The 14,354-nt window shown below is 54.4% G+C and carries 10 protein-coding genes, 2 tRNA genes and 3 pseudogenes; all 15 read left to right on the top strand.

The window, feature by feature from the left end:
- Positions 1-43 precede the first annotated feature (43 nt).
- Entirely contained in the window at positions 44-889 is an 846-nt protein-coding gene (gene folP, locus GPOALKHO_RS07370; protein ID WP_406701942.1) for a dihydropteroate synthase, read from the top strand.
- Entirely contained in the window at positions 886-2,223 is a 1,338-nt protein-coding gene (glmM, locus tag GPOALKHO_RS07365; RefSeq protein WP_406701940.1) for a phosphoglucosamine mutase, read from the top strand. Before folP ends, glmM begins: the two co-directional genes overlap by 4 nt.
- A 473-nt stretch (positions 2,224-2,696) precedes the next feature.
- Entirely contained in the window at positions 2,697-3,020 is a 324-nt protein-coding gene (secG, locus tag GPOALKHO_RS07360) for a preprotein translocase subunit SecG (protein WP_406701938.1), read from the top strand.
- 50 nt (positions 3,021-3,070) lie between these two features.
- Positions 3,071-3,157, top strand: a tRNA-Leu gene (locus GPOALKHO_RS07355).
- A gap of 58 nt (positions 3,158-3,215) precedes the next feature.
- Positions 3,216-3,292, top strand: a tRNA-Met gene (locus tag GPOALKHO_RS07350).
- 208 nt (positions 3,293-3,500) lie between these two features.
- Positions 3,501-3,953, top strand: coding sequence for a ribosome maturation factor RimP (gene rimP / locus GPOALKHO_RS07345; protein ID WP_406701937.1), 453 nt, complete (start codon positions 3,501-3,503; stop codon positions 3,951-3,953).
- 21 nt (positions 3,954-3,974) lie between these two features.
- Positions 3,975-5,462: a transcription termination factor NusA gene (nusA, locus tag GPOALKHO_RS07340; protein WP_406701935.1), complete on the top strand. Its 1,488-nt coding sequence runs from the start codon at positions 3,975-3,977 to the stop codon at positions 5,460-5,462.
- Between the two features lie 25 nt (positions 5,463-5,487).
- Complete coding sequence (gene infB / locus GPOALKHO_RS07335) at positions 5,488-8,154, top strand: translation initiation factor IF-2 (protein ID WP_406701934.1); 2,667 nt, start codon at positions 5,488-5,490, stop codon at positions 8,152-8,154.
- A gap of 69 nt (positions 8,155-8,223) precedes the next feature.
- Positions 8,224-8,643 (top strand): 30S ribosome-binding factor RbfA, encoded by a 420-nt coding sequence (gene rbfA, locus GPOALKHO_RS07330; RefSeq protein ID WP_406701933.1) that lies wholly within the window; start codon positions 8,224-8,226, stop codon positions 8,641-8,643.
- Complete coding sequence (truB, locus tag GPOALKHO_RS07325) at positions 8,643-9,584, top strand: tRNA pseudouridine(55) synthase TruB (RefSeq protein WP_406701931.1); 942 nt, start codon at positions 8,643-8,645, stop codon at positions 9,582-9,584. Before rbfA ends, truB begins: the two co-directional genes overlap by 1 nt.
- A gap of 117 nt (positions 9,585-9,701) precedes the next feature.
- A complete protein-coding gene (gene rpsO, locus GPOALKHO_RS07320; RefSeq protein WP_406701929.1) occupies positions 9,702-9,971 on the top strand; it encodes a 30S ribosomal protein S15 in 270 nt (89 codons plus the stop codon).
- Positions 9,972-10,416: 445 nt separating this feature from the next.
- Positions 10,417-11,840 (top strand): annotated as a pseudogene (locus tag GPOALKHO_RS07315) (S1 RNA-binding domain-containing protein); the annotation flags it as partial.
- Positions 11,841-12,069: 229 nt separating this feature from the next.
- A pseudogene (nlpI, locus tag GPOALKHO_RS07310) lies at positions 12,070-12,818 on the top strand (lipoprotein NlpI); the annotation flags it as partial.
- Positions 12,819-12,864: 46 nt separating this feature from the next.
- Positions 12,865-12,924, top strand: coding sequence for a protein YrbN (gene yrbN / locus GPOALKHO_RS07305; protein WP_406703439.1), 60 nt, complete (start codon positions 12,865-12,867; stop codon positions 12,922-12,924).
- Positions 12,925-12,935: 11 nt separating this feature from the next.
- Positions 12,936-13,832: pseudogene (locus tag GPOALKHO_RS07300) on the top strand (DEAD/DEAH box helicase); the annotation flags it as partial.
- Positions 13,833-14,354: the final 522 nt, after the last annotated feature.

The raw sequence follows: 14,354 nt of genomic DNA, 5'->3' as shown, positions 1-14,354 counted from the left end.
AGATAGCGGCCTTACAGTTTGCGCAGAACAAGGAAACCGCGTTATGCAACTTAAAGCGCGAGAGCGTACCCTTAGTCTTTCTATTCCACGCGTCATGGGGATCCTCAACGTAACTCCGGACTCATTCTCCGACGGCGGCAAATACCAGCATCTGGCCGCCGCAATCGATCATGCCGCGGCGATGCTGCATGCCGGCGCGGCCATTATCGATATCGGTGGCGAATCCACCCGCCCGGGGGCGGAGACGGTCAGCGCAGAAGAGGAAGCGGCACGGGTGGTGCCTGTGGTGGCGGCGCTGGCGCAGCGCTTCGACACCTTCATTTCGGTGGATACCTCTAAAGCACTGGTTATGCGCGAAAGCGCGGCGGCCGGCGCCCATCTGATTAATGATGTCCGCTCGCTGAGCGAGCCGGGCGCCCTGGCCGCTGCCGCCGCCAGCCAGTTGCACGTCTGTCTGATGCATATGCAGGGCGACCCGAGCACCATGCAGCAGGCGCCGCACTATGAGAATGTGCTGTCGGAGATAGAGGCGTATTTTGTGCAGCAAATTGAGCGCTGCGAAGCGGCCGGCATCACCAAAGATCGTCTGCTGCTTGATCCGGGTTTCGGTTTCGGCAAGAGGTTGAAGCATAATTATCGACTACTGGCCAAGCTGGGGAATTTTCATCATCTCGGCCTGCCGTTGCTGGTGGGGATGTCGCGCAAATCGATGATAGGTCAATTGTTGGGCATTCCGCCAGAGCAGCGAGTTACAGGCAGCGTTGCCTGCGCGGTTATCGCCGCGCTGCAGGGGGCGCAAATTATCCGGGTTCATGACGTCAAGCAAACCGTGGAAGCAATGCGCGTGGTGCAAGCCACGCTTTCAGCGAAGGAAACTTATTTCCAATGAGCAATCATCAATATTTTGGCACTGACGGCATCCGCGGCAAGGTCGGTGATTCCCCCATTACGCCGGATTTTGTCCTCAAGCTAGGGTGGGCCGCCGGTAAGGTGTTAGCGCGCCACGGCTCGCGTAAAATTATCATCGGAAAAGATACTCGAATCTCCGGCTATATGCTGGAGTCGGCGCTGGAGGCGGGACTGGCCGCGGCCGGTCTGTCCGCCGCTTTTACAGGCCCTATGCCGACGCCAGCTATCGCCTATTTGACCCGCACCTTTCGTGCTGAGGCGGGCATTGTTATCTCCGCCTCCCACAATCCGTTCTACGATAACGGCATTAAATTTTTTTCCATCGACGGCACGAAACTGCCTGACGCGGTGGAAGAGGCTATCGAAGTGGAGCTGGCCAAGCCGTTAACCTGCGTCGAATCGGCGGAACTGGGCAAAGCCAGCCGGATTGTCGATGCGGCCGGACGCTACATCGAGTTTTGCAAAGGGACTTTCCCGGGCGATCTGAGTCTTAAGGGATTAAAGATTGTTGTAGATTGCGCCAACGGCGCAACCTATCATATCGCTCCCAGCGTGCTGCGCGAACTCGGCGCGACAGTGGTGACCCTTGGCTGCCAACCGGATGGCATGAACATCAACCAGGAATGCGGCGCCACCGATGTGCGTCTATTGCAAAGCCGGGTGCTGGCGGAAAAAGCCGATCTGGGCATTGCCTATGACGGCGACGGAGATCGGGTGATTATGGTGGATCATCTGGAGCAGAAAGTGGATGGCGATCAAATCCTATATGTCATCGCGCGGGAAAAATTACGTCAGGGCCAATTATCCGGCGGCGTGGTCGGTACGTTGATGAGCAATATGGGCTTGGAACTGGCGCTTAAGCAGTTGGGGGTGCCGTTCGCGCGCGCACGTGTTGGAGACCGCTATGTACTTGAAAAAATGCAGGAAAAAGGCTGGCGTATCGGCGCGGAGAACTCCGGCCATGTCATTTTGCTGGACAAAACCACCACCGGCGACGGTATTATCGCCGGGCTGCAAGTGTTGTCGGCGATGGTCGGTAATCACATGAATTTACACGACCTTTGCAGCAGTATGCGCCTGTTGCCGCAGATTCTGGTCAATGTACGCTTTGCGGGACTTCACAATCCGCTGGAATCGACGGCGGTAAAACAGGCCAGCGCCGAGGTGGAGCAGCAGCTCGCCGGGCGCGGGCGGGTGTTGCTGCGTAAGTCGGGCACCGAACCCCTGATCCGCGTTATGGTGGAAGGGGATGACACCGAGCAGGTCAGCCGGCTAGCGCACCAGATCGCGGATACCGTAAAAGCCGCAGGCTAAAATGTACGAAAGGTCGGCGCGTATGTGGTGGATGTGATGAGCTAAAGCCTTAGACTCCTGATATTGATGCCGATTAAGCCGCGAACTGAAACGCCAAACTTTTTGATGTTAATATGATGAAACCTACGGGCTGCGAGACGTAAGATTTTCAACACTGATACAGTGAACACTCCCATACGGATATGCAGGTTGACGCTGCTTATGCTGACGGCCGCTGCCTTGCACCGGCCGTCAGCATAAGCAGCGCGTCAGCGTTCGCTGCGGCTTTGGCCAGCCCCGTCAACCGGCGTCGGCGATTAAGCGGCGAACGGCATTGGGGTTTTCGCAAAGGGTCAGTCAGCCGTAAAACACCCTTGCACGCAAAGGTCGCTTTGGTTAGTATTCACACTCGCTTCAGTCGGCAATGCTGAGTGCCGCCTTGAAGGCTGCGGTAGCTTAACGTACTGTGGTAGACGCACGGATATTGAGAGATTATGTACCAAGCTCTGTTAGTCATATTCCTGTTGGTAGCGGTTGGTTTAGTTGCGCTGATCATGCTGCAACAAGGTAAAGGTGCTGATATGGGAGCCTCGTTCGGTGCAGGTGCTTCTGGCGCCCTGTTTGGTTCAAGCGGTTCCGGTAACTACATGGCCCGTATGACGGCCGTGCTGGCGACGCTGTTCTTCGTTCTCAGCCTAGTGCTGGGCAACCTGAGCAGAAATCATGGGCAAAAAGGTAGCCAGTGGGATAATTTGAGTCAGACTCAGCAGGCGGATAAAGGACCAGTCGAAGCGCCGGAACCAGGTAGCAAGCGTTAAGCGTTGCCAGGCAACGTAACGAAACAGCAGCATAAGAGTCAATAGAAAGTGCCGAGGTGGTGGAATTGGTAGACACGCTACCTTGAGGTGGTGGTGCCCGGTTGGGCTTGCGGGTTCAAGTCCCGTCCTCGGTACCAATCCCAAAGATAACTTGCTTTTTCAGGGTTATCAGCGTAATATTTTGGCGTTTTCAGACGCGGGGTGGAGCAGCCTGGTAGCTCGTCGGGCTCATAACCCGAAGGTCGTCGGTTCGAATCCGACCCCCGCAACCACATTCCATTAAAATGCTTTTTCAAATATGCTGCCTATAGGCGTTACGTTTACCGTCACAGGCCTTTTGAAAATGATTCTTTGGGATGGGTTCAAAACCGCTTGCGGTTTACAGAGTCCAGTCACTTAACCCCCGAATTTTCGGGGTTTTTTGTTATTCCACTACAGTAATACTGGGCTAATGGGTCCTTTTATGCCTTGGAGGCGGCCTTGTCCACATTAGAACAAAAATTAACAGGGATGATCACAGCACCCGTGGAAGCCATGGGGTTCGAGCTGGTGGGCGTTGAATTTATTCGTGACCGCCAGTCGACGCTGCGCATTTATATCGATGGCGACGGAGGCATCACCGTTGATGATTGTGCTGATGTAAGCTACCAGGTCAGCGCGGTACTGGATGTCGAAGACCCTATCTCTGCGGCCTATAACCTTGAAGTCTCATCACCAGGCCTGGATCGCCCGCTGTTTACCACCGCGCATTATCGCCAATTTACCGGTAGCAACATCAGCGTAGTGCTCCGTATCGCGGTACAAAACCGCCGTAAATGGAAGGGGATCATCAAAGCGGTTGACGGTGACATGATCACCGTGACGGTGGAAGGAAAAGATGATGTGTTCGCTTTGAACAATATACAGAAAGCGAACCTGGTGCCACACTTTTAACGTTTCACTGAGGCAACTAGGATGAATAAAGAAATTCTGGCTGTTGTTGAGGCGGTGTCCAACGAGAAAGCCGTCCCGCGGGAAAAGATTTTTGAAGCACTAGAGACGGCATTGGCCACGGCAACGAAGAAAAAATACGAACAGGAAATCGAAGTCCGCGTCAGCATCGACCGCAAATCGGGGGATTTCGATACCTTTCGCCGTTGGTTCATCGTAGATGAAGTGACTCAGCCTACCCGGGAAATCACCTTGGACGCGGCGCAATTTGATGACCCTGAGGCAGAGCTTGGCGGCTACATTGAAGATGAAATTGAATCAGTAGTGTTTGACCGTATTACCACCCAGACCGCCAAGCAAGTCATCGTGCAAAAAGTGCGTGAAGCCGAACGGGCGATGGTGGTCGATCAGTTCCGCAGTCATGAAGGCGAAATTGTCACAGGCGTGGTGAAAAAAGTTAACCGAGATAGCATCAGTCTCGATCTGGGCAGCAATGCCGAAGCGGTGCTCAGCTGTGAAGACATGCTGCCGCGTGAAAATTTCCGTCCAGGCGACCGTATTCGCGGCGTGCTATATTCTGTGCGTCCGGAAGCGCGCGGCGCGCAGCTGTTTGTCAGCCGGTCGCGGTCGGAGATGCTGGTAGAACTATTCCGCATTGAAGTACCGGAAATCGGCGAAGAAGTGATTGAAATCAAGGCCGCCGCTCGCGATCCGGGCTCACGGGCGAAAATCGCCGTGAAGACCAACGACAGGCGTATTGATCCAGTCGGCGCCTGCGTCGGCATGTGCGGCGCGCGCGTCCAGGCGGTGTCCAGTGAATTGGGCGGTGAACGCATCGATGTCGTGCTGTGGGATGACAATCCGGCCCAGTTCGTTATTAACGCCATGGCTCCTGCTGATGTCGCCTCCATCGTGGTGGACGAGGACAAGCACACCATGGATATCGCGGTAGAAGCGGGTAATCTTGCCCAGGCCATCGGTCGCAACGGACAAAACGTCCGGCTGGCTTCTCAGCTTAGCGGCTGGGAGTTGAACGTAATGACGGTAGAGGATCTGCAGGCAAAACATCAAGCTGAAGCTTATGCGGCCATCGATATTTTTACACGAAATCTGGATATTGATGAAGAGTTCGCCGAGGTACTGGTAGAGGAAGGTTTCTCATCTCTTGAGGAGCTGGCCTATGTACCGATAAACGAACTGCTTGAAATTCAAGGGCTCGATAAAGAGACGGTAAAAGCGCTGCGCGAACGGGCTAAGAGTGTGCTGACAACGCTTGCTTTGGCGCAGGAAGAGAATCGCGGCGCGGGCGTACCGGCTGAAGACATGCTGGGTCTGCCTGAACTTGAGCGCGACATGGCGTTCAAGCTGGCAGCGCGTGGTGTTTGTACGCTAGAAGATCTTGCCGAACAAAGTGTTGACGACCTGTCAGATATTGAAGGGCTCAGTAGTGAAAAAGCCGGTGAGCTGATTATGGCCGCGCGCAATATTTGCTGGTTTGGCGACAACGCGTAATAAATTGTAGCAGGAAAGGAATAGCATGACAGATGTGTCCATAAAATCGCTCGCCGCAGAAATACAGACTCCGGTCGATCGCTTAGTACAGCAATTTGCTGATGCGGGCATTGATAAAACCGCAGTGGATTCTGTGACCCAACGGGAGAAGGAAGTCTTACTAGCGTACCTGAACCGCGATCGCGGCGCGACGCTCAATAAATTAACTTTGCAGCGCAAAACACGCAGCACGTTGAATATTCCCAGCACCGGCGGTAAAAGTAAGTCGGTGCAAATCGAAGTGCGCAAGAAGCGCACCTATGTGCAACGCAATCCACAGGCGAAAGAGCAGGCTGAAGCGGAAAAGCAGGTCCAGTGTGAAATCACCGAGAAACGTGACGCCGCAGAAAAAGCAAAACGCGCGGCCGAGGAGAATGTCAAGCGTGATGTCGCTGAACAAGCGAAACGTGTGGCGGCGGAATGTGATAAGTTGACTAACCAGCAGATCAATACTATGACCAAGTCATCACAGGCGGCTGAAAAAGCTCGCCGTGAAGCCGAAGCCGTGGGGCTCAGACGCAAAGCGGAAGAGGAAACGTGTCGAAAGGTCAAAGAAAAAGCTCTCCAGGTCTCGGAAGAAGCGTGTCGTATGGCCGAAGGGCGCGGTGGCACATGGGATAACGCGCCTGAGTCGGTGGAGGAAGATACCACCGATTACCATGTTACGACCTCCCACCACGCTAGGGAAGCTGAAGACGAAAACGATCGCAAAGTGGAAGGCGATCGCCGCAGCCGTGCCCGTGGTGGTAAAGCCACTAAACAAAAGAAGATTAGCCGTTTGTCCGAATCCAAGGCCGATCGCGAAGAAGCACGTGCCATTGGCCGTGGTGGCAAGGGCAAGCGTAAACCGAGCATGCTAACGCAGGGCTTTAACAAGCCGGCGCAGACGGTGAACCGCGACGTTATCATCGGCGAAACCATCACCGTGGCGGAACTGGCCAACAAAATGGCGGTGAAAGGATCGCAGGTCATCAAAGCGATGATGAAGCTCGGCACCATGGCGACCATCAACCAGATAATCGATCAGGAAACCGCGCAACTGGTGGCGAAAGAGATGGGTCATAAGGTGATTTTACGCCGTGAGAACGAGCTGGAAGAGTTGGTGATGTCTGACCGCGATACCGGCAGCTCCGCCGCTGCGGAATCGCGCGCACCGGTGGTGACCATCATGGGTCACGTCGACCACGGCAAAACCTCGCTCCTGGATTATATCCGCTCCACCAAAGTGGCGTCAGGCGAGGCGGGGGGCATTACTCAGCATATCGGCGCCTACCACGTGGAAACCGATAACGGCATGATAACCTTCCTTGATACTCCGGGGCATGCGGCCTTTACCGCAATGCGCGCCCGCGGTGCACAGGCGACGGATATCGTGGTGCTAGTGGTTGCTGCCGATGACGGCGTGATGCCGCAGACCATCGAAGCCATCCAGCACGCCAAAGCGGCCAAAGTACCGGTGGTGGTGGCGGTCAACAAGATTGATAAGCCAGAAGCGGATCCGGATCGGGTCAAGAATGAGCTGATCCAATATGGCGTCATTCCTGAAGAGTGGGGCGGTGAAAGCCAGTTCGTGCATGTTTCCGCCAAATCCGGCGCGGGCATTGACGAACTGCTGGACATTATCTTGCTGCAGGCGGAAATATTGGAGCTAAAAGCGATCCGCAATGGTATGGCCAGCGGTGTCGTCATCGAATCTTTCCTGGACAAGGGCCGTGGCCCGTTGGCAACGGTGCTGGTACGTGAAGGTACCCTGAATCGGGGCGATATTGTCCTGTGTGGTTTCGAGTACGGCCGCGTGCGCGCCATGCGCGATGAAGTGGGCCGCGATGTGGTTTCCGCCGGCCCGTCGATTCCGGTCGAAATCCTCGGTTTGTCCGGGGTGCCGGCCGCTGGTGATGAAGCGACAGTAGTGCGCGATGAGAAGAAAGCGCGCGAAGTGGCGATGTATCGTCAAGGCAAATTCCGCGCAGTCAAACTGGCGCGCCAGCAGAAGTCCAAACTGGAAAATATGTTCGCCAACATGGCCGAAGGGGAGGTGTCCGAGCTGAACATTGTGCTGAAGTCTGACGTACAGGGTTCCGCCGAAGCCATCAGCGACGCGCTGGAGAATTTGTTCACTGACGAAGTGAAGGTGAAGATTGTCGGCTCTGGCGTGGGCGGCATTACCGAGACCGACGCGACGCTGGCGGCGGCTTCCAACGCCATCCTACTGGGCTTTAACGTGCGTGCCGATACCTCCGCTCGCCGCATCATCGAAACGGAAAACCTGGATCTGCGCTATTACTCGGTCATCTACGATTTGATTGCTGAAGTCAAACAGGCGATGAGCGGCATGCTAACGCCGGAATACAAACAGGAAATCATCGGCCTGGCGGAAGTGCGCGATGTGTTTCGTTCACCGAAATTCGGCGCTATCGCCGGCTGTATTGTAACGGAAGGCGTGGTGAAGCGTCACAACAAAATCCGTGTGCTACGTGAAAACGTGGTGATCTACGAAGGTGAACTAGAATCGCTGCGTCGCTTCAAAGATGACGTTAACGAAGTGCGTAACGGCATGGAGTGCGGCATCGGCGTGAAGAATTATAATGACGTGCGCTCAGGCGACATGATTGAAGTTTTTGAAACTATCGAGATCCAACGTACCATTGTCTAATGACGCGTTATCGTCAGCGCACATCACAGGGGGGGGCAGAAAACCCCCTGCTTGTTCGGAGAATTGATCATGACTAAAGAATATAGCCGCACCCAGCGTGTCGCACAAGAGATGCAAAAGGAAATCGCCATCATCCTGCAGCGCGAAATCAAAGATCCTCGCGTCGGCATGGCGACGATATCCGGTGTCGAAGTCTCGCGCGATCTGGCTTATGCCAAAGTGTTCGTCACTTTTTTGAATGACAATACCCACGAACAAGTGAAAACCGGCGTCCGGGCGCTACAGGATGCAGTGGGTTTTATCCGTAGCCTGCTCGGTAAAGCCATGCGTCTACGCGTTGTGCCGGAGTTGACGTTCACCTACGATAATTCGCTGGTAGAGGGCATGCGCATGTCCAACTTGGTCAGCCAGATTATGCAAAACGACTACCTCCGTCGCGGCACAACCCCGACGGCGGATGAAGGCGGCGAAGGGAAGGAAGACTACTGATGGGCCGTCCAAGTCGCCGTGGCCGTGATATCGACGGCATCGTCTTGCTGGATAAACCGATCGGGCTTTCGTCCAACGATCTGCTGCAAAAGGTAAAACGCCTGTTTCGCGCTAATAAAGCTGGGCATACCGGCGCGCTGGATCCGCTGGCGACCGGCATGCTGCCCGTCTGCCTCGGCGAGGCGACCAAGTTTTCCCAACATTTGCTAGAGGCCGATAAACGCTACCGGGTGACCGCCCGGCTCGGCGAACGCATCGATACCTCCGATGCTGAAGGCCAGACGATCAGCGTCCGGCCAGTATCGCTCGACAAAACGCGGTTGGAGGCTGCGGTGAACCACTTCCGCGGTGAAAGCCGTCAGGTGCCGTCGATGTTTTCGGCGCTGAAGCATCAGGGGCGCCCGCTGTACGAGTACGCCCGCAAAGGTATTACCGTAGAGCGCGAGGCGCGCCCCATCCACGTATACGATTTGCAGATACACCACTGGGACCTGGCGGAGGTGGAACTGGAAATTCATTGCTCCAAAGGCACCTACATCCGCACTATTGTCGATGATTTAGGTGAACGCCTCGGTTGCGGCGCGCACGTCACGGCGCTGCGTCGGTTGGCAGTCGCCCACTATCCCACTGAGCGTATGGTAACGCTTAGAGCACTGCAAGCCATCGCCGCCGACGCGCCGGAGACGGCGGAAACCCTGGCGCAACTGGATGCGTTATTGTTGCCAATGGATAGCGCGGTGGTGGATATGCCGGCGGTTAATCTGCCGTCTGATGTTGCCGCGCGGGCCCGGCTTGGACAAACGGTAGCGGTTACAGCGCAGCCGCAAGCCGGTCTGGTACGCTTAACCGAGGGGGATACCGGGCGTTTTTTCGGCATCGGCGAAATCGCCGCGCCAGGCCGGCTGACGCCGCGCCGCTTGATAGTGGAACCGCGTGCCTGATCATATAATCGCCTTGCGATCGCTATGAGCTAAGAGTAGAATAGTGTAACTTATGAGGCGGATGGCTGAATTAGAGATTGGCGCCCATCTGCTTCACAATCATTTTGGAGTGTTGTAATGTCTCTAAGCGTTAAAGCGAAAGCGAAGATTGTTTCTGATTTCGGTCGTGATGCCAAAGACAGCGGTTCCACTGAAGTTCAGGTTGCTCTTTTAACCGCTCAGATTAGTCATTTACAGGGGCATTTTGCGGAGCATAAAAAAGATCACCACAGCCGCCGTGGTTTGCTGCGTATGGTTTCACAGCGTCGAAAGCTGCTCGATTATCTGAAAGGCAAAGATGTAGCGCGTTACACTAGCCTTATTGAACGCCTGGGTCTGCGTCGCTAAACTAGACAGTTCCTTATGTGGCCCCTTTCTTCTGGGCAGCTCCACCACGATGGGCGGGGATAGTTTCGCCCGCACAACGATGGACTCTAAGTAGGTTCTTCCGTTGGTGAGTGGCGCGCGGCTACTGAGAGATAAAGATTTAGTCGCGAGGATGTTGATGGGAAGGTTGTTCGTCAATGGTGAACAGTGGGTTTGCGCTGCACGCTCGGAATTGTTTTGTTAAATTATACCGCCATACTAAAACTGGTATGATGACCCGTAGGCAACTACCGCAGTCATGGTAAGCGTGGACGAAACGGTGGTATTTTAACCACTGTAAACATCACGCAAGCAAAGTCAACTATCAGTTGGTGTACGCCGTTGGCCGTTTCCCAGGCGCGTTCTTCTGCCATGAAGGCCAACGCTAATTTTGCGTCTGTTCGACCGTCCAATCCGTCCGCTGTTCCCGGAAGGATTCCTGAACGAAATGCAGATTATATCGCCGCCGCAGTATCGGTTAACCTGAAGGTGAGTCCGATATCGTGGCGACGATTGACGCTTCTGCTGCGCTGAGCCTGTTCGGTATTCCGTTCAGCGGCCCTGTCAGCGCCGCGCACGTGGGCTACATCAACGGTCAGTACGTGATCAGGCTGGGTTGGCTACAAGCCGCCTAGATCTGGTGGTAGTCAATACCTAAAATGCGGTGCTGATGGCGGGATCCAAAGCGCAACTGTTAATGAAGACCAAATGAAGACCAAATGCTTGGCGCTGTGATGTACGGCCGCGATCAGCAGCAGGTGATGATCGATAACATTAATCTGGTGGTGGTTGAAGTCGGCAAGCCGAGGTGGTCATGGTAGGCGCAGGACGTGAGCTGGCGGAGTCTCATTTTGGCCGACGCCTATCACATCACTGAAAAACAAGAGCGCAAGAGCGCTATGCCGCGGTGGATAGCATTAAAGTTGCCACTCTCGGTACTGAACGCGATGCGCAGAATATTGATGAATTGACGGGTGAACGGGCAGACCGTTTCCTGTTACACCATAATTCCCCTCCGTACTGCGTCGGTGAAACCGGCATGATGGTTGGGTCGCCGAAGCACCGGGAAATCGGTCACGGCCGTCTGGCGAAGCGCGGAGTTCAGGCAGTAATGCCGAACGCCAGCGAGTTCCTGTACACCGTGCATGCAGTATCAGAAATCACCGAATCCCAACCGTTCCTCCTTCATGGCTTCCGTGTGCAGCGCGCGTCGCTGGCGCTGGTGGATGCCCGAGAACTATCAAGGTGGCCGTTGCCGGTGTCGTCATGGGGCTGGTGTAAGAAGGCGACAACTTCATGGCGTTATCCGATATTCTTGGTGATGAAGATCATCTTGGCGATATGGATTTTAAAGTTGCCGGCAGTCGTGAATGCCTCACCGCACTGCAAATGGACATGAAAATTGAAGGCATCACACGCGAAATTTTGCAGATGGCACTGAATCAGAACAAGGCGCGCGTATGCACGTTCTCGGCGTAATGGAGCAGGCAATCAGCTCGCCGCGGGATTATATTATTCGTGGCGGGCATTCATACCATTGAGATCAGTTCCGATAAGATTAAAGCCCGTTACTCGCCGCATTGAAGAGATCACTGTGAAATCGAAGTAGGCCGGATTTTAGTGCCCCGCATCGTCGGCTTCGGCGCCCTTCTTGCCATCGGCAGCGGCAAAGAAGGATTGGTGCGTATTTCCCAGATTGCCGATAAGCGTGTAGAGAAAGTGGCTGATTATCTTGAGCTAGGCCAGGAAGTGCCGGTCAAGGTTCTGGAAGTGGACCGTCAGGGTCGTGTTCGTCTGAGCATCCAGGAAGTGCTACCAGCCAGGATTATCGTGTTGACTGAAGCAGGATAGCGCTAAACTGTTAGCGCATTTAACAGCCCCTTACCCAAGGTGGGGCTGTTCGTGTCACAAGGGTGGGGACGCCTTGTGTTAAGCAGATGATAGACAGGGTGTTCATTCATGCTTTCTTCAGGAGTAGGAATGAGGCCTTGCTTGCGCTGATGGTTCGTTGCAATGGCGCTACTGTTGGCAGGATGCAACAGTGATTAGTGTAGTATACAGATAGCGTTTTGCCCGTACTTTGCAGCTCATGCTGGCGAGCTCGACCCTTACCGGTGATGAACGAGCACAGCTATTATATGAGCGCGGAGTGCTGCATGATAGTCTCGGGTTGAGAGCGCTGACGCGCAATGATTTTTCATAGGTACTGGCAATCCGGCCCGATATGCCGGAAGTTTTTAATTGTCTTGGCATATTACTTAACGCAGGCAGTCAATTACGATGCCGCCTATGAAGCGTTTGATTCTTTACTAGTAGAGCTTGATCCAACTTACAACTATACGTATTTTAATCGCGGCATTGCCCTGTATTATGGCGGCCGCTACAGCTTAGTGCAGGATGATCGACCCAAACAATCTCTTCCGTTCGCTATGGCTTTTTCTTGAGAAAATCGATGTTGATAAAACAGTAACGCGCTGCAAAGCCGTTATGTGAAGGCGAATAAAGCGCAATGGGGATGGAGTATTGTCGAGTTCTACCTGGGAGACATTAGCGAATCGACGCTGATGGCGTGCCTCAATGCAACGGATAACACTTCGCTCGCCGAGCATCTCAGTGAAACTGGCTTCTATTTAGGTAAACACCACTTGAGTCCGAGGTTAAGAACGCCGCTTCTGCGCTGTTCAAGCTGACGATTGCTAACAACGTGCATAATTTGTTGAGCGCCTCTATGCATTGTCGGAATTAGCACTTTGGACCAAGAATCAGACCAGGAATAGCTACGAACAAGATATGCATAGTCCACACTACTCTTCTCACCTGAGAGGGTGAGGTTTGTTTTTGTTTTAAATCCAATTTGAGCTGCTTCATACTTGTAATGAAAATGAATGAAAGTTTTCACGACGAGATATGTAGACTAGCCTCCATTAAGAAATGAGACACGTGTACATGTCTAAAATAGCAACCTCTTTTGCCGATCTATGGCTGAAAGCTCCTATCCTTAATGCACTAACCGATCTAGGTTAAAAGTCGTCATCCATCCAGGCCGTCTGTATGCTGCATCTGTTGGCCGGCCGTGACGTACCGGGCATGGCGCAGCCCGGTAGCGGTAAAACCGCGGCCGATCCCGAACTGGCCGCGCCGCAGGTGCTAGTGCTGGCGCCGACCCGCGAATTGGCGGCACAGATCGTGGAAGCCTGGGTCAACTTGCCAAGCATATGAAAGGTGTTAACGTGGTCGCCCTGTACGGCGGACAGCGTTATGACGTGCAATTACGCGCTGCGCCAAGGGCCTCAGGTTGTGGCTTGTACCACGGGCCACCCGCTGGATCATCTGAAGCTGCGGTACTCTGGATTTGTCCAATTTGAGCGGGCTGGTACCGGATGAAACCGATGAGATGTTGCGCATGGGCTTTATCGAAGATGTAGAAAATGTTCTGACGCAGGCGCCCGCGCAGCATCAGGCCGCGCTGTTCTCCGTCACCATGCCAGAGTGGTTCCTGGAGGCGGAAGCTTTCGCGCCGCCATTATTCGTACGTACAAAATGCCACGCTGAAAGTGGCTGAAGCGCCGGCGCGCAGTGGTTACACAATGGCGCTACCCTGAACGGCGACATGAACCAGGCGCGGCGCGAACAGGCGCTTGATCATTTGGATCGTACCGGTCTGGCGCTGCTGTTCGTGGAAAACCGCGAGCGCTGTCTGTTGTGCAATATTGAGCGTATCATGAAACTGACCATCTCCGAAGTGGAGCTACCGGCCGCCGAGGTGCTAAGCATCCGTCGCCTGGCAAAGTTTTCCGCCAAAGTGTAAATCAGTTGGAACGCAGCGATCTGGATATGTATCGCACGAGCGCTCATCGGGGTAATCGCCAACAAAGGGGATATCAGGAGCGGCTATATCGGTAACATTAAATTGTTCGCCTCCCATTCGACCATGTGAGTTGCCGGGAAAATGCTGCCTCACTTCATCCGCACGTATATGCTGAACAAGCCAATGAATATGCAGTTTGTCGGTGAAGCGCGGTCGCACAGCGGTGAATGTTGTGACGATCAGTGTGCGGTGTACCGGTCGACTGCTGCCGTTTCGGTGGAAATGTATAGTCGTCGAGGCCGTCATCAGGCATGACGCACGTCGCCGTCGGGCGGCATTGTGCGCTGGATGATGAAGGTAGGCGACAGGCTCCGTGCCTAAGACCCAGGTGTGCCCAGCGTTCATGCCGTGCCGCTGATGATCAAAAATCCGCCGACAGGCGGTTTTATGGTGTGCCGCGCCGGTGGCGTCAATAGGTATTGACTCAGCCGCCACTGTTAATCCTTCAGGTGTTCCCGTGCCGCCATGGCAATCTCAAATGAACGTAGATGTGCCTG

The organism is Sodalis sp. (in: enterobacteria) (assembly GCF_036327475.1).
Taxonomy (GTDB): Bacteria; Pseudomonadota; Gammaproteobacteria; order Enterobacterales; family Enterobacteriaceae.
Note: the sequence above shows the minus strand (reverse complement) of the source record. Positions and strands in the feature narration are given on the sequence as shown.